The 17,492-nt window shown below is 39.3% G+C and carries 13 protein-coding genes; 3 read left to right on the top strand and 10 right to left on the bottom strand.

All coding sequences use genetic code 11. The features are described from left to right. Positions 1-8 precede the first annotated feature (8 nt). The 6 genes from iscR to I6F44_RS00405 form a co-directional block, all read right to left on the bottom strand. A complete protein-coding gene (iscR, locus tag I6F44_RS00430) occupies positions 9-500 on the bottom strand; it encodes a Fe-S cluster assembly transcriptional regulator IscR (RefSeq protein ID WP_007586371.1) in 492 nt (163 codons plus the stop codon). 236 nt (positions 501-736) lie between these two features. Beyond that, positions 737-1,462, bottom strand: coding sequence for a tRNA (cytosine(32)/uridine(32)-2'-O)-methyltransferase TrmJ (gene trmJ / locus I6F44_RS00425; protein ID WP_121953551.1), 726 nt, complete (start codon positions 1,460-1,462; stop codon positions 737-739). 157 nt (positions 1,463-1,619) lie between these two features. After that, positions 1,620-2,375: a class I SAM-dependent methyltransferase gene (locus I6F44_RS00420; RefSeq protein ID WP_010554084.1), complete on the bottom strand. Its 756-nt coding sequence runs from the start codon at positions 2,373-2,375 to the stop codon at positions 1,620-1,622. Between the two features lie 57 nt (positions 2,376-2,432). Then, the gene (locus I6F44_RS00415) at positions 2,433-3,611 is read right to left on the bottom strand and encodes a response regulator transcription factor (protein WP_007586368.1); all 1,179 of its coding nucleotides are present in this window, start codon (positions 3,609-3,611) and stop codon (positions 2,433-2,435) included. 139 nt (positions 3,612-3,750) lie between these two features. Further along, a complete protein-coding gene (prlC, locus tag I6F44_RS00410) occupies positions 3,751-5,790 on the bottom strand; it encodes an oligopeptidase A (RefSeq protein ID WP_197173090.1) in 2,040 nt (679 codons plus the stop codon). An 86-nt stretch (positions 5,791-5,876) separates the two neighbouring features. Next, positions 5,877-6,551, bottom strand: a complete 675-nt coding sequence (locus I6F44_RS00405) for a DUF2461 domain-containing protein (RefSeq protein WP_197173089.1) — start codon at positions 6,549-6,551, stop codon at positions 5,877-5,879. Between the two features lie 78 nt (positions 6,552-6,629). Here I6F44_RS00405 and gorA point away from each other — a divergent pair, with 78 nt between their 5' ends. From gorA to I6F44_RS00390, 3 genes are all read left to right on the top strand, one after another. Next, complete coding sequence (gene gorA, locus I6F44_RS00400; RefSeq protein ID WP_024594474.1) at positions 6,630-7,991, top strand: glutathione-disulfide reductase; 1,362 nt, start codon at positions 6,630-6,632, stop codon at positions 7,989-7,991. 264 nt (positions 7,992-8,255) lie between these two features. Further along, positions 8,256-8,888, top strand: coding sequence for a hypothetical protein (locus I6F44_RS00395; protein WP_024594473.1), 633 nt, complete (start codon positions 8,256-8,258; stop codon positions 8,886-8,888). Positions 8,889-8,995: 107 nt separating this feature from the next. After that, positions 8,996-9,832, top strand: a complete 837-nt coding sequence (locus I6F44_RS00390; protein WP_197173088.1) for a mechanosensitive ion channel family protein — start codon at positions 8,996-8,998, stop codon at positions 9,830-9,832. 57 nt (positions 9,833-9,889) lie between these two features. On the opposite strand, the gene tldD is transcribed toward I6F44_RS00390, so the two are convergent. Genes tldD through rng form a run of 4 tightly spaced genes read right to left on the bottom strand, consistent with a single transcriptional unit; the run spans position 9,890 to position 17,491 of the window. After that, positions 9,890-11,329 carry a metalloprotease TldD gene (tldD, locus tag I6F44_RS00385; protein ID WP_101163214.1) on the bottom strand — a complete coding sequence of 480 codons (1,440 nt, stop codon included), beginning with the start codon at positions 11,327-11,329 and terminating at the stop codon, positions 9,890-9,892. Next, a complete protein-coding gene (locus tag I6F44_RS00380) occupies positions 11,326-12,165 on the bottom strand; it encodes a carbon-nitrogen hydrolase family protein (RefSeq protein WP_197173087.1) in 840 nt (279 codons plus the stop codon). Before I6F44_RS00380 ends, tldD begins: the two co-directional genes overlap by 4 nt. After that, on the bottom strand, positions 12,162-16,019 hold the full coding sequence (locus I6F44_RS00375) for a YhdP family protein (protein ID WP_197173086.1): 3,858 nt from the start codon (positions 16,017-16,019) through the stop codon (positions 12,162-12,164). The genes I6F44_RS00380 and I6F44_RS00375 overlap by 4 nt, the downstream gene beginning before the upstream one ends. Then, complete coding sequence (gene rng, locus I6F44_RS00370) at positions 16,019-17,491, bottom strand: ribonuclease G (protein WP_007586345.1); 1,473 nt, start codon at positions 17,489-17,491, stop codon at positions 16,019-16,021. The genes I6F44_RS00375 and rng overlap by 1 nt, the downstream gene beginning before the upstream one ends. Position 17,492: the final 1 nt, after the last annotated feature.

Genomic DNA, 17,492 nt, shown 5'->3' with positions numbered 1-17,492 from the left:
GGTCAACCTTAAAGTTGACAGCTTACTTGAATGTTTTCCAACTGCTTAATTGCATTATTGATACTGTTATCTTGGCGCGATGCTATTTCTTTCACATCTGATTTTTCCACCAATTCAGCAAGGGTAATATTATTCAAAAATTCTTCTATGCGTGCGCTTAAGTCTGACCACAAATTATGTGTTAAACAGCGCATACCACTCTGACAGCCGGTATCGGCACCTTGGCAACGTGTTGCATCGACCGATTCGTCTACGGCGCTAATAATATCGCCAACAGAGATAACGCTCGCTTCACGTCCTAGTAAATAACCACCACCAGGTCCACGAACAGAACTTACTAGGCCATTTTTACGTAAACGAGCAAATAATTGTTCAAGGTAAGACAAAGAAATTTCTTGTCTTTGTGAAATATCAGCAAGGGCTACAGGACCTACACCTGTGTGTAGTGCAACATCCAGCATAGCTGTAACGGCATATCTGCCTTTTGATGTTAACTTCATAACGCCCCCTGCACAAAAGAGTGCAAATTTTAATTACCAGAGTAAATTAGTCAAGTATTATCACTTGATAAAAATTTGATTTAGAAACTCATACTTTTAAATTGTAGAGTTAACAAATTTTCAATACTTGACCTCTTTGGTCAAGTATTACAGCCATTGTAATTACCTGAGTAATTTAGTCAAGTATTAGCGCGTTAATTAGTCTAGGTCTTTTATAACTAATAGCTATACCTAAGTTACTTAGGGATAGCCTTATTAATTGAGGTGAGAATACCGCGTAAAATATTCATTTCAGCATCTTCAGGGTGAGCTCGGTTGAACAAACGGCGCAATTTAGTCATAACTAAACCAGGGTGTTGCTTGATGATAAAACCTGTTTTAAACAACGTGTCTTCAAGGTGATCATAAAACAGCTCAGTTTGCTTTGAGCTTGGATAAACTGCATCGTCTTCTTCAACCTTTTTAGGTTGTTGATTTAAAAATGCCATGCGAGTTTCGTAGCTAAGTGTTTGTACGGCCATAGCTAAATTAAGCGAGCTGTACTCTGGATTAGCAGGAATACACACATGGTAATTACAAAGCTGTAATTCTTCATTAGTTAAACCACTGTTTTCACGACCAAATACTAGCGCTACAGGACCATTTACGGCTTCAGCAACGAGCTTTTCACCACATTCACGTGGTTCAACCATTGGCCACGAAAGCGTACGAGAGCGCGCACTTGTGCCAATCGTTAATGTACAGTCAGCGATAGCTTCTTCAACGGTACCTACAATAACTGCATTGCCTAAAACATCAGTTGCGCCTGCAGCTAATGCACTTGCTTGGCTGTCTATTTCGCAAGCAGGATCAACTAAATAAAGTTTTGATAAACCCATGGTTTTCATGGCGCGAGCCGCCGAACCAATATTGCCGGAATGTGACGTGTTAACTAAAACAATGCGAATATCATTTAAGATCATTACTGTGCTACTTTGCTATGCCAAAAAATTGCGCAAATTCTAACATGAAAATGTAATAAGATCCTAGATTCAAAAGGCTAGATCCTATGATCAAACCCAATATTACGATTCTTACATGGGTAAATTCTAGGGATATAACGCCGATTTGTTTTGATGCTTAAACCATTGCCGCTTTTACATAGACATCAAAACGGTTCTTTTTGGTTTTGATCTGCATACTTGGAGTTTTTTCGTTTAAGAATGGAGCGTAATCGGGGCGCTTTACAACAACACGCTTACTGGCAAGTGGATAGGCAAAATCAAGTAGGTCGTCAGCGTCGTTGTCTGCACCAACAAGCTCTTGGAATACGCGCATTTCTTTTTTAACTAATGCTGATTTTTCGCGATGCGGGAACATGGGATCTAAATAAACAACATCAGGCATGCTTTCGCATTGAGAGAGCAAAGTATGGCTTGAGCCAAATATTAGGCTCATGTTTTCTTTCATCCACAAACCAATTTCAATATCGCTATAGGCTCGCTTTAAACCATCGTATAAAAGTGCAGCTACAACCGGGTGACGTTCATGTAATATAACTTTGCACCCTAGCGAGGCAAGTACAAAACCATCTCGCCCTAAACCAGCGGTAGCATCAAGTACAACAGGCGTTGCACCTTTATTTAAACCCACCGCTTTGGCAATTGCTTGCCCTTTACCACCGCCAAACTTACGCCTATGGGCGGCAGCACCGGTTACAAAATCAACGTTAATTGCACCTAGCTTAGGCTCGTCGGTTTTAAATAGACTTAACCCTTTATCATCGTAATGTAAGCTAAAGCCACTGCAATTTTGCGCCCATTGGGCTAAACCAAAGCGTGTTTCTAATTCATTTAAATAAGGGCGTAACTCTTTAAAAGCACACTGAATAACCACAATAAACTCCGACGATAAAATACGCCTGTAGTATATCAACCGCTTTACTTTAAAGCACTAAAATAGCTCTATATCACTATGATGATTCGTATTGACCTTTGCGGCTTCCGCTTTAGTACGTAAATTGGATATAAGTTCATTGCGGCTTTCGGCAACTTGTTTAAGCTGATATTTGATAAAGGCTAAATCACTATTAGCCGATACAAATAACTGCATTGTTTGATCCAATTGAGATATATATAAAGTGAGATCCGCAGGATTTGCTTGTGTTTGTTGTAGCTTAATAGCGCAGTCAAGTTCATGTAGCTGCTCTATAAACTCTTTAGTACTTTTGTTTTGCTCTACATTTTGAGTAGTTAACTGCTTAACAATATCTTGAAGGGCTGTACTTATTTGAGCTGCCTGCTCATAACTGCTTTCGCTTCTTTCCATGGTAACAACCTTCTCGTTGGTTACTTCTAATATATGCGGGAACAGATCTTTGTAGCGCCCATACAAAGCATCGTTATCAACTGGCATATTTTTTATCAAAAGGGACACTTTGGGGTAATTAATAATAGTGCTGCTACCAATATCAACAAATCGTTGAGCATTTCGATGTTGCTCAAGCAGCTCTTGCTCTAACGGGCAAACACCACTTTGCTGGCTGTAAAAAATACCTTTTCCTTGATACCAAAACACCACCACAACATCTAAATTTAAAGGAGCAAAAAAGGTAAAAAAGTATTCACTCAACGATTGAAAGTTATTAGCGTGATAACTTTGTCCAACGTAGCGCATTATACGCCCCATATCGCCTGACTCTGTCATTGCCATTTCAGCTGTTTTATTCGCTTTTACTATATCCAATTTTAGTTTTGCGCATTTTTGCCTATATTCGTAAAGTACCTTTATTCGCGCTATTAACTCTTCTGCATTAAAAGGTTTTGTAATGTAATCGGATGCGCCGACGCTATAACCTTTTACCCGGTCGCTTAGCTCTATTTTAGATGAGAGAAACATAACGGGAATATCCTGAGTATTTTGACTTTGCTTTATTGTTTTACATACGTCATAACCTGACATACCTGGCATTTCAATATCGAGTAAAATAATATCTGGGTTGTATTTATTGGTTAGCCTTAATCCTTCATCGCCATCTTTTGCATGAATTATTTTACAAAACCCTGCTAAAGACTCTTCAATTATATGATGAACATACTTGTCGTCATCAATTGCCAATACCAACTTTGCCATGCCTTAGTCCATTTTATTAGGTGTGCTAAAAGCATAGTACGGTAGGATGAAATTACTAAAAATTATTAGATAATAATTTTAAAATAATAAAAAAGCGCCATATAGGCGCTTTAATTTGGTTTGTGCTAAATATTAATTTTTAAACAGCAATACCGCTATGGCGTAGTAACGCGTCGACATTTGGCTCACGACCACGGAACTTTTTAAATAATTCCATTGGCTCTTCACTGCCGCCTTTTTCTAAAATATTTTGCATGAAGGCTTGCCCTGTTTCAGCGTTAAAAATACCTTCTTCTTCAAATTTAGAAAATGCATCAGCAGAAAGTACTTCAGCCCATTTATACGAGTAGTAACCTGCACTATAACCACCGGCAAAAATATGGCTAAAACCATTTTGAAAACGGTTAAACTCAGGCGGTTTAACGATTGATGTGCGGCTACGCACATCGTTTAGTACTGCTTGAATTTGGCATTGCTCACCCGCTTTGTAATCGTTATGGATTTTAAAATCGAATAACGAAAACTCAATTTGACGTAGCATTTGTACGCCTGAGTTATAGTTTTTAGCCGCTAGTAATTTATCAAGTAGCTCTTTAGGTAACGGCTCACCCGTTTCATAATGACCTGAAATAAAGCTCAGGGCTTCTTCGTCATAACACCAATTTTCTAAAAACTGACTAGGAAGCTCTACCGCATCCCATGCAACACCATTAATACCCGCAACAGGAGCAGCATCAACTTGTGTCAACATGTGGTGAATACCATGACCAAACTCATGAAATAAAGTAGTTACTTCGTCATGAGTAAACAGCGCCGGTTTATCGCCAACCGCCTTATTAAAGTTACACACTAAATAAGCCACTGGAGTTTGTAGTTCGCCGTTAGCACGTACTTTACGACCCATACAGTCATCCATCCACGCACCACCACGTTTGTGGTCGCGTGCATATAAATCTAGATAAAAGCGTCCACGAAGCGTATTGCTACTATCTACAATTTCAAAAAAGCGTACATCTTTATGATAAGTATCAAAATCAGTAACTTCTTTTACGCTAATACCAAATAAGCGATTAACGGTTTCGAATAAGCCGCTAAGCACTTTATTTGCTGGGAAGTAAGGACGTAGTACTTCGTCTGAAATTGCATACTTTTCTTGCTTAAGCTTTTCGCTGTAGTAACCAAAATCCCATGCTTCTAATTCAGAAATACCGTGTTTTTGCTCAGCATACGCTTTTAGCTCGGCCACTTCTTGCTCTGCTTGTGGTTTTGATTTAGCCGCTAGGTCTTCTAAAAATGAGAATACTTGTTCTGGTGTTTCGGCCATTTTAGTTGCCAGTGACTTTTCAGCGTAGCTGTTAAACCCTAGTAACTGTGCAAGTTCATGGCGAAGCGCAAGCTCCTCACTCATAATGTCAGAGTTATCAAACTCACCGGCGTTAGGGCCTTGATCTGATGCGCGCGTAGAAAACGCGGTGTAAGTTTCTTTGCGTAATTCGCGGTTATCTGCGTAAGCCATTATTGGTAAATATGATGGAAAATCGAGTGTAAATAACCAACCCTCTAATTCTTTACTTTTTGCTGTATCAGCTGCAAGTGCTAAAGCAGATTCTGGCAAGCCTGCTAAATCGCTTTCATCAGTAATATGCTTGTGCCAAGCAAGTGTGGCATCCATTACGTTGTTACCAAATTTTGAGGCAAGCTCTGATAAACGCGCGCTAATTTCGCCGTAGCGTGTTTGCTGCTCTGCCGCCAGAGCAATACCCGATAATTTAAAATCGCGTAGCGCATTAGTAATTGTTTTTTGTTGTGCTGTAGTCAGCGTTTTAAATTCGTCACTGTTATAAAGCGTATTATACGCGTTGTATAAACCTTGGTGCTGACCTACAAATGTTGAATATTCAGATATTAACGGTAAGCACTGCTCGTAAGCTTCACGTAATTCGTCGTTATTCATTACTGAATTTAAATGCGATACAGGGGAGAACATGCGCGATAATTTATCGTCAGCTTCTTCAAGGGGTAATACTAAGTCATCCCACGTATACGAGCCTTTAGCTAACACGTCATCAATGGCTTTACGACAAAGCTCGATACCGTCTTTTAGTGCTGGTACTACGTACTCAGGCTTTATTTTTGAAAATGGTGGTAAGCCTTCAAGGCCAATTAATGGGTTGCTCATAAATACTCTCTTTGCGTTAATGCATTACGTTTTAAATTGGGTCTAAAAGTAAAAAAACAACTCAGCCGCTTTTAAGTTGTTTAATTTTAATAAGGTTGCTCCAGAGCAAAACACAAATAACCCATTAATGAGTCGGCCACTTTATAACGTTCTAGTACCGTATCAACTAAATTATTGCTACATACTTGTTTTTGATTAAGCGAGCTAATGGCTATAAAGTCTTTTCGTTTGAGCTCATCTATTAAGGGATGCTCTTTTTCAAAACCTCTTGGCGGGCGTTTTAGCGATTCTCCTGACATTTCAAATATAGATTTAAATTGCTCATCATAAATTGCTTTTTTATAGCTATTTGGGTTTTCATCTATGCAGGTTCTAATTGCGTTAAGCGCCTTTGATTCTGGTCGCCAAATACCAGCACCTACAAAACATTCGTCATTTGCTAAGTGAAAGTAAAAACCCGGGGCATGTACGTCTTTTCCCATAAAATGGCGAAATTGAATCCCTACATTAATTTTATACGGGGTTTTATCTTTACTAAAACGCGCGTCTTTATGGATTCTCATTAAACTACCGCCCACTTTTTTATCTGATGCGACAAAATGGCTAGAAACCTCAGCAAGTGGTGCTTGCATTTGCCTAATGAAATCTAAAGCGGGCTCTCTTACGTATTCCTCATACTGTGATTTATGGTCGTTAAACCAGTCTCTATTATTGTTTTTATCAAGCTGAGCAAGAAATTCGAATGTTTTTTTACTAAACATAGGTCACCTAAACACTCTTTATTTTTAAAACTTAATGTTATGCTAATGCGCATAAAACTCAACGCCTAAGGACATAAAATGACACAACACTTTGATTATATTGCAATCGGTGGTGGCAGTGGTGGTATTGCCTCTGCAAATAGAGCGGCAATGCGTGGCGCTAAAGTAGCACTTATAGAAGCAAAACACATGGGCGGCACGTGTGTAAACGTAGGCTGCGTACCTAAAAAAGTAATGTGGCACGGTGCTCAGGTTGCTGAAGCAATTAATTTATATGCCCCAGATTACGGCTTTAATGTTGAAGTAAAAGGCTTTGATTGGAGCAAACTAGTAGAAAGCCGTGAAGCCTACATAGGCCGAATTCATAAAGGTTACGACAGTGGCCTTGCTAGCAATGGCGTTACTGTAATTAAAGGCTTTGCTAAATTTGTAGATAATAAAACAGTTGAAGTAAACGGCGAGCACTACACAGCCGACCATATATTAATTGCAGTAGGCGGCCGCCCAAGCATTCCGCATATTGAAGGTGCTGAGCACGGCATTGATTCAAATGGCTTTTTTGAGCTTAAAGAGCAACCTAAGCGCGTTGCCGTTATTGGCGCAGGCTACATAGCCGTTGAGCTTGCTGGTGTATTACATGGTTTAGGTACTGAGACACATTTATTTGTACGTAAGCATGCCCCTCTTCGTAGTTTTGACCCATATATTGTAGATACGCTTGTTGAAGTAATGGCTGCCGAAGGCCCTACTTTACATACTCACTCTGTACCAAATAAATTGGTAAAAGAAGATGATGGCTCTGTAACACTGCATTTAGATAACGGCAAAACTCATAACGTTGATCAAGTTATTTGGGCCATTGGCCGCCAGCCAACAACAGATGCAATTAATGTAGCTGCTGCCGGCGTAGAAGTTAACAGCGATGGTTTTGTAAAAGTTGATGAGTATCAAAATACCACAGCTAAAAATGTATACGCGGTTGGCGATATCATCGAAAATGGTATTGAACTTACACCGGTAGCAGTAAAAGCAGGCCGTACTTTATCTGAGCGTTTATTTAATAAAGAACTACCAGATGATTTAAAAATGGATTACAGCTTAGTTCCTACTGTTGTATTTAGTCATCCACCTATTGGTACTATTGGTTTAACTGAGCAAGAAGCTATTTCTCAGTACGGCGAAGAAAACGTTAAAATTTACCAATCTGGTTTTACGGCTATGTACACAGCGGTAACTAAACATCGCCAGCCTTGTAAAATGAAACTTGTATGTGCCGGCCCTGACGAAAAAGTAGTTGGCCTACATGGTATTGGTTTTGCGGTTGATGAAATGATTCAAGGTTTTGCCGTTGCCATGAAAATGGGCGCTACTAAAGCTGATTTTGATGCCGTTGTTGCGATTCACCCGACAGGCTCGGAAGAATTTGTAACGATGCGCTAGGCGCTAAACTCTAAGTTCTCAATTATAAAAAGCCCTTGCTAAGTAAATAGTAAGGGCTTTTTAATGCTTGTTATATTTTGCACAACAAACCACTTAAAACGTCACATTAAAAACATCCATTCAACATTAAATAAATATCTAAGCCATTATTTTAACAGTAAAAATATTAGACCGATAAAAAGATTAAAAGTTTAAATTTTGTTTTGGCTTTAAGGCATTTTTACAATTAGAATCTCGCGCATTTATAGTTTCTCTTGGTTATTTATGTTTTTACTGCGATCTTTTATTTATTTATTATGCCTAGCGGGTGTTGCTCATTTAATTCAACTTGAAGGGTTTGAATTAAAACAGTATGCACTTTACAGTGAAGAAACTCTTACTGAACATATGCAAGATGTTTTAACTTTTTTAAGCTGTATTTTGTTTTTCTATGCTTCGCGAATTAACTTTCAACTCAAAATACCGGCAGTATTACTTGCTGCGTTATCGGCAATGATGTTTGTAAGAGAGTTTGATACCTACCTCGACTTATACTTTTTTGATGGCGCTTGGCAAAGTATCGTCTATTCAATTTTAGCTGGTGTGTTTGTTTATTTAATAACAAACAAAGGAAGTATTTTTAACGCTTTAAAAGCCTATAGCTTCACTCCTAGTTATGGAATTTGCTTATCAGGCATGGTTACTTTACTCGCATTTTCGCGAATGATGGGCAAAGGCGCATTTTGGCATTCAGTAATGGGCGATGACTACGTACGTGCAGTAAAAAACATTGTTGAAGAGGGTATAGAAACGCTTGGCTATACTCTAATCTTTATTTCAGCCATTGAGCTTGTACTCATATGCCGAAAAAGAATGGCTAAAAATCACAAACATTGCACTGATGAAGTAACTCAATAGCGTTTCTCCATTTTTATTGGTTACTTTTTTTGCACTAAATTTGCTAATTGGTTTAATAAATCAATATACTGAGCCTGTTTTTATCAACTCGCGTTTAATTGGATATTATGACTAAAGATATATTGCTGCATCCGTTTCTTCTTTCAATTGTAATGATCACAATTGCATTTGTACTAAAAGTACTTGTTGATAAGTTGGCTAAAAATCGCGCAGAAAAAAAAGAAAAAGATATTCGTTACATCGCACACAATATTAAGCATTTTATTAATTTTGTAATGATGATATCGCTGCTATTTGTGTGGTCTACCGAAATTCAAAACTTTGCACTTTCTATTGCTGCTTTTGCTGTAGCGATTGTGCTTGCAACGCGTGAGTTTATTCAGTGTGTAATAGGCTTTTTTTACCTCGTAACAACCCGCCCGTTTAGAGTCGGTGATTGGATACAAGTTGGTGATTATTTTGGTGAAGTAGCTGAAACGGATTGGATAAAAACAACCATGCATGAAATTGATATACATACTTATCAATTTTCTAGAAAAACCATATACATACCTAATAATAAGCTGATTACCAGCTCTATTAAAAACTTAAACTTTGTAAAACGCTTTGTTACACATCATTTTATTATTGTCCGAAGAGAGAGCTTTAATCCGTACCCTATTCACGACACATTAACTGAGCAAGCTAAGCTGTATTGCGAAGAGTTTCAAGAAGTAGCAAGCCGTTATAATTCGATGATTGAGCGTAAACTTGATGCAAAAATATCTGGCCCAGAACCAGTAATTCACTTTGGTACAACCGATTTAGGTGAATTTAAAGCAAGCTTTACCTTGTTTTGCCCAACAGAAAAAGCGCTTGAGATAGAGCATAAATTAACAGAGTGCTTTTTTGCATTATGGTATAAAGAGGCTGAAAAAAATAAAGAGGATGAAGGAGACGCCTAAACAACCTCGCCTTCATTAAAACAAAAAGCGCGAATTCACTTCGCGCTTGAGTAATATTTAAGCTGTACCACCGACTGTTAACCGATCAATTTTAAGGCTTGGTTGGCCTACGCCTACCGGTACGCTTTGACCATCTTTACCACAAACACCAACACCTTTATCAAGCGCTAAGTCGTTACCAACCATCGATATTTGCTGCATTACTTCTGGGCCATTACCAATAAGCGTTGCGCCTTTAATTGGTTGGGTAATTTTACCATTTTCGATTAAATACGCTTCTGATGCGCTAAATACAAACTTACCAGACGTTATATCAACTTGTCCGCCGCCAAAGTTAGGCGCGAATACCCCTTTTTTAACTGAGCTTATAATATCGGCTTGGCTGTGCTCACCACCTAACATGTAGGTGTTAGTCATGCGAGGCATTGGTAAATGTGCATACGACTCACGACGAGCGTTACCGGTAGGGCTTACACCCATTAAACGCGCGTTTAGCTTATCTTGCATATAACCTTTTAAAATACCGTTTTCGATGAGTACGTTGTATGCGGCTGGTGTGCCTTCGTCATCTACATTAAGTGAGCCACGGCGATCGGCCATGGTGCCATCATCAACAACAGTACACAGCTCAGATGCTACTTTTTGGCCCACTTTACCACTAAACGCAGACGCGCCTTTGCGATTAAAGTCGCCTTCAAGCCCATGCCCTACCGCTTCGTGTAAAAGCACGCCAGGCCAACCATTACCAAGTACAACTTCCATCGTGCCTGCAGGTGCATCAATAGCCTCAAGATTCACTTTAGCTTGGCGTACTGCTTCTTCGGCAAATTCCATCCAACGCGGTTTACCGTCAACAAGTTCTTTAAAGTAACCATAATCTAAACGTGCACCACCGCCTGCGCCACCGCGTTCACGGCGACCATTTTTTTCAAGCAGTACTGAGCAGTTTAAACGAATAAGCGGGCGAATATCGGTGGCAAACGTACCATCACTTGCTGCGATTAATACTTCTTCGTAAACCGCTGACATTGAACTAATTACTTGCTCTGCATCGGGTGCTAGTTCGCGAATATAGTTTTCAAGTTCGCGTAATAAGCTCACCTTGTCGGTGTCGCTCATACTCGAAATTGGCTGATGCGGTGCAAATTGCTCTTTAGCTTTAACATCACTAAATACTTTAATCGCTCTATCTTCGCCGGCATCTGCAATACTACGTGCTGCTGTTGCCGCTTTATTAAGCGCTTCGAGGTTGATTGCATCAGAGTAAGAAAAACCTGTTTTTTCGCCGCTTACAGCACGTACACCAACGCCACGTTCAACGTTATAAGAGCCTTCTTTAACTAAGCCGTCTTCAAGCACCCATGATTCGTGGTGGCTTGATTGAAAATATAAATCGGCGTAATCCACTTTATGCTGATGTATGTAAGCGAGCGTTTTTTCGAGCTCTTCTCTATTTAGCTGGCTGTCGTGTAGTAAATGCTGTTCAACCGAATTCATAATAAATGCTCTCTAAATCGTTGATGAGACTGCACGGGCATATCTCGTCTAATTTTTTGTAACTGGTCTAAATCTGCGTTGCAGTTTATAAAACCGGTGCCTGTTGGCAATTCACTCAGGATATTTCCCCAAGGTGAAATAATAATACTGTGGCCATATGTTTGTCGGCCATTTTCATGTGTACCGTACTGAGCTGCTGCAACTACATAACATTGTGTTTCTATTGCGCGAGCTGCTAATAATGGCTGCCAATGCGCTTGTCCTGTGACGACTGTAAATGCACTTGGTACTAAAATAATATCGGCGCCTTGGCGTACTAGTTCATTGAATAAGCCACTAAAGCGCAGATCATAACATACTGTTAAGCCTATTTTACCAAAGGGAGAATCAACAACAACCACATCGCTACCTGCTTGGGTAAAATCTGACTCTCGATAGCTACCTGTTTGATCATCTACGTTTACATCAAATAAATGTATTTTGTTATACGTTGCAACCAGCTCGCCTTGATTATTATATAAGTGCGATGCTGCATAATATTTATGTTCGTTACATGGCTCAGGCATTGTCCCTGCATTTAACCAAATATTATGGTGTTGGCACAATTCACTAAGTTGTAGTTTGTATCGCTCAACTTGCTTAGCAACACGTAACGTATCGTTACCACTTTTACTAAACACTAAAAAAGCCTCAGGCAAACAAACAAGTAATGGTCTTGTTGCTGGAAGTGTTTTAAGTGCACGCTTTAAGCTTGCTATGTTGTCATCAGGGCTTAGCCCTGAACACATTTGCAGGGCAACTATTGTGGGAGTGCTTATGCTTGCTGTTTTGTTCATTGCGTTACTGTTACTTGTGCATCTTTAAGTTTTAAATCGACTGATGCTTGTGGCTGATTTTGCGCAGCTTGAGGAAGCGTAACTTCACGACTTTTTCTGTCGAGTTCTTGAACAATGGGATCGTTCATTTTACCCGTCACTTTAAAGTTGATCTCTGAGATGACGCGCGCAGAATGAATAACTTTATCAATTGCTAAGGCAGCAAGCCCTGTTACTGGGTTTACCATCCATGCAACTATAACCGGAATACTCGAGGTTACCTGCGGCGCTACAGCAAGATCATAATCTATATCAAACGTGTTTAAATTTGCATAACCTTTAATGGTTAAATCGGCGGGTACGCCGTCCATTTTGGTATCTTTAGTGTAAGCAATACCGTTTTCTAACTGCATAGTGCCTTGCATGCTGTTATAAAAAAAGCCCTTTGAAAACACATCTCTAAAATCAAGTTTCAGCTTGCGTACTAATGAATCAAGGCTCAGTAACGAAAATACGCGTGCCCCGCCATCGCTAACTTCAGTTAAGTGACCTTCTCCTAAATCCCAAGCTATCTCGCCACTTAAACTTTTCACATCAAAATCATAAGGTGCTGCTTGCCAAGTAAGATCATAATTTAGATCGGCTTTTGAGTCTTTAATCGCGGAGGTTATATCAAACTCACCAAACAGTGCGCCTATGTCATCACTTTTAAGCTCGCCACTTAGCGTTGTTAATCCATTTTGCCACTGCCCTTTAGTGCGCAGTACATGATCGCCTTTATCGACTACAAGTTCTGATATTGATAAGCGCTCACCATCACCCAATAATGACGCACTCACTTTATCAAGTTGGTAGCGGTCAATTTTGCAATCACTACATTCAAACTCAATAGCAGGTATTTTAGTAAGCCAGCTCAAGTCTTTCTCAGGAAGTACATCTGTTATTTCAAGTACTTGCTCATTGTGCGGTGCAAAATTAAGCCTTAAGTAATCGGCATTAATTCGTATGGGCTGGCTAGGCTGTGATGTAGGAATAAAAACCCCAGCTCTAAGTTCTTTAGCATTTAGCTTTAGGTATAAATCGTCTTTTGATGGTGCTAAACGCATTTCAAAATCATTAAAAATGATGTTACTCGCATCAAGTAAACCTATATTTGCGACCACCTCATTAAGCGGTGGCATAATCCCTTTTGATTCTTGATCTGGGTTTGCTTTACCAGCTTTAATTATTTGATCAATCAGATCAAACCAAGGCACTAGTTCACTCTGTTCAAGATTTATATTTACGCTTAAGTCTTTTTGGTTTAATCCTAAATCTTGTTTTCCGAGCACAAAATGGACATTACTAAACTGTGATTTTCCATTTTCTAAAATAGCATTAAAGTAAAACTGTTGATTAGCGTTTGCGGTAATGAGATTAGAAATATCATCACCTTGTACTACTGCATCAAGCGCCCACACTTGTTCACTATTTTTATTATAAGGTGCAGGTAGATTACTTGTTAGACCAAGTAGCTCCGAAGTAACTTGGGCGCGGTAATTAAAACCTTGTTCTTCAAAATTAAGTACTAAGCCAATATCAACATCACTTTGCCCGCTTAAATAATTTTTCAATATGCCTTGTCCACTATCTATTAGTGTATCGGCATCAATTTTGGCGTTTATATCTATGTTTGCTTGGTAATTTTTTGCATCACTTTTACTGCTGTAATCAATAGTTAGCGGCATGCCCAGCCACTTCGCAGTCGCATTTTTAAGTGTGATATTGTCGTTTTTAAAATTAAGCTCGCCAGTTAAGTTTTTAAGCTCAATCCCTGGCGTTGCTATAAATACTGGCAAGTCATTTAAATTAACCTTGCCGCTAACACTGGCTCCGCCTTTAAACTTTGAGCCTACTAAAAGCTCAATACTGGCATCGGCTTCGCCTTTGCCCTGCACAACTTTAAAAATTTCAGCAAGAGGTTTGGCAATAGGTGTCGCTGCAAAAAAGTCATGTAACTTTTCCATTTGTGCTTTTTTATCAATTTGCACAATAAGTTCATCAGCATGCATTAAATCTGCAATGCTTACCTGTACACTATTACCAATATCTAAATTAACCAACTTACCTTGCTGGCTATATATGTCCATACGCTCATTATCAAAATGTAGCTGTACGTCGGCATTGGTGACCAAAGGCCAATCAGGATCAAACTCATAGGTTGCGTTATCTATTTGCGCTAATACACCAAACTGGCCACTGCCATCGGTGAATGGAAAACCAGATAAAGGTCCTGCAAATAAGACTTGTGCTTTAGATATTTCTCCGCCTTTAATTGCGCCATTTAAATAGCTAACGAGCTCAGGGCTCATTGCTTTTAATGGGAAATAATGACCTGCAATTTTGGCATCTGGGGCGAACGCTTCAGCATAAAGATCTAATCGAGGATCATCTGTTAGACTAATTTTTAATTCTGCAGCAAGAGTGACTTCATCATTATCAAACCATATATTGTCACTACTTATATGCCAGCCATCATCTCGCTTAGCTAAATCTAGCTCTACATTTAGCTGATTATAATTTATGTCGTTACTAAAGCTTTCGCCTGTAACTAATGTGCCATTTTCGCCAAATAAATTTATTCGACCACTACTTTGATTAAGTAAACCATTTACTCTAAGTCCTTGTGCTGCAGGTACCGATCTTAATTCTTGCCAACCAATATTGTCAGCCTCAAACCATAATTGCCATTGCTGTGCATTGGAAAAATTTAAATAAGCTTGATCTATTTGCCCGCTAGGTTGGCGCTCTAAAAATGGTTCAAGTGCATTAAAATTACTTAGCCCTGCTAGGTTACTCAGTAATTCAAAATCAACTTGATGGAGCCACACTTCATTTGTCGCCCCTAGTTGAGCTTCAAACTCTAAACTTGGCCATGCTTTATCGTTACTATTAAATGTTAAACCGGTGCTTTTTAAGTGCCAGCTATTTTGCTCGGGATATAGATGGAATCCACCTTCACTCAAGCTAACTTGTTGGCTTTGCTCTTCTCGCTGCCAACGCACAAAGCTTGGTAGCCACTGCATTTTTATATCGCTTACAAAACCTTTATCTAGTTTTAGCCACGCTTGTAAATTAATATCGCTATGCAGTTGTTGCTTTTGCGTATTTATATATTGCGCTAACCAGTTAGATACATCGACTTTGTTAGCCTGCACATAAATGTCGCCCGCAACTTGCTCTAGGGTATCGCCAGTAAGTGCTATGCGCGCATCAAAATCACCGACCGAAATACCCGGCAGTGCTAAGCTCCCACTACCAAGATGCTGCTCATCTTCATTTTGCCAAACAATATTTTTGAGGAGTAATTTACGTTCTTTACCGTCTTCTAGAACAAAGTTAATACTGGAATTTTCTATTGCAAAATGACCCGTTTTACCCAAAAACAGCTCTTCAATTAGCTCTTTTTGCTCAAAAGAGACTTCGTCGTTGTCACCGGTTTTAAATAAGTTGGTAATATTTACACTGGTATGAAAACCATTAATAACAAAATAATTAGATCTAAGTTGTAGCGCTTTTAAGCTTTCCCATAAGTTTAGCTCTAAGCTGGTTTTAGCAATGGTGAGTGATATTGGTGCAGTTTCGTTATCTTTAAACGATAAATTCTCTAGTACTAATGCAGGACCACTGCCCTGCCAACTTGCTGATATTTCACCAATAGATAAGCTTATTTCAAATTTTTCGTGTAAATAGCTTTCTATATTACCTTTGTATTCGTTTGCATACGGGAGGGTATATTTTAAAATTGAAACAATAACGGCCAGTAATACCAAAATTATGGCACAGGTCTGCCATAACTTTCTAAAACAAAAAAAACAGACCGCTTTTGCTTTCATTACATCATTACCACATCAAACTGTTCTTGGCTGTATAAGCTCTCTGTTTGAATATTGACTTGCTTACCAATAAATAGTTCAAGCTCGGCAAGGTTATGGTACTCATCGTTTAGTAAGGCTTCACTTACAGCAGGCGCTGCATATACCATAAACTTATCGGCAGCGTATGCTCTATTAACGCGTACTATTTCACGTAGTATTTCGTAGCACACTGTTTCAACTGTTTTTTGTGAACCACGACCAGAACACGCAGGACATACATCACATAAAATATGTTCTAAGCTTTCGCGTGTACGTTTACGTGTCATTTCAACAAGCCCAAGTGCTGAAAGCCCATTGATATTTGTTTTAGTGCGATCTTTTGCGAGTGCTGATTCAAGTGAATGTAATACTCGGCGCTTATGATCCTCACTTACCATATCGATAAAGTCGATAATGATAATACCGCCTAAATTACGCAGCCTAAGCTGGCGAGCAATTGCAGAGGTTGCTTCTACGTTGGTATTAAAAATTGTTTCTTCTAAATTACGATGTCCTACAAATGCACCAGTATTAACATCAACAGTCGTCATTGCTTCTGTTTGGTCAATAATTATATAACCACCAGATTTTAGCGTGACTTTACGATGTAGTGCTTTTTGAATTTCGTTTTCAACGTCAAACAAATCAAATATAGGTCGCTCACCTGGGTAGTATTCTAGTACTTGAGAAAGCTGTGGAACAAACTCTTCAGTAAATAACTTTAGCTCTTCATGAGTAAGTTTAGAGTCAACGCGAATGCGTTCCATATCTTCGCCTACGTAATCACGTAAGGTTCTGAAGGCAAGCGTTAAATCTTCGTGAAGGATGCTGGCCTTACTGGTTTTTTTGCGACGAGCTGTAATTTTTTCCCACAGTTTTCTTAAAAAACCGGCATCGTGTCGTAATTCTGCTTCGCTAGCGCCTTCGGCTGCTGTACGCACAATAAAGCTGCCATTTTCATCGCCATATTCTGCGACTATTTTTTTAAGGCGTGAACGCTCTTCTTCAGTTTCAATACGCTGACTAACCCCTACATGGGTCGCATCTGGCATAAACACTAAATAGCGAGAAGGAATAGTTATATCAGTGGTGAGTCTTGCGCCTTTAGTGCCTAGCGGATCTTTTACCACTTGCACCATAATGTATTGGCCTTGACGAACTAACTCTCTAATATCTTGTACTTTTTTTATTGGTACATCGTCTACGCCTTCAACAATAGAGGCACTATTTACAATGTCGGATGCATGCAAAAATGCCGCCTTTTCAAGGCCGATATCAACAAAAGCAGCCTGCATACCCGGAAGTACACGGCTTATTTTTCCTAGGTAAATATTGCCTACAATACCTAGATTACCAATTCGCTCTAGCTGTATTTCTTGCAGTACACCGTTTTCTATTAGGGCAACACGGCTTTCGCTCGGTGTGACATTGATCAGTAATTCTGTACTCATG

The organism is Pseudoalteromonas sp. NZS11_1, from assembly GCF_015864275.1.
Lineage (GTDB): Bacteria > Pseudomonadota > Gammaproteobacteria > Enterobacterales > Alteromonadaceae > Pseudoalteromonas > Pseudoalteromonas arctica.
The sequence above is the reverse complement of the archived record's forward strand: the minus strand, read 5'-3'. Positions and strand labels throughout refer to the sequence as shown.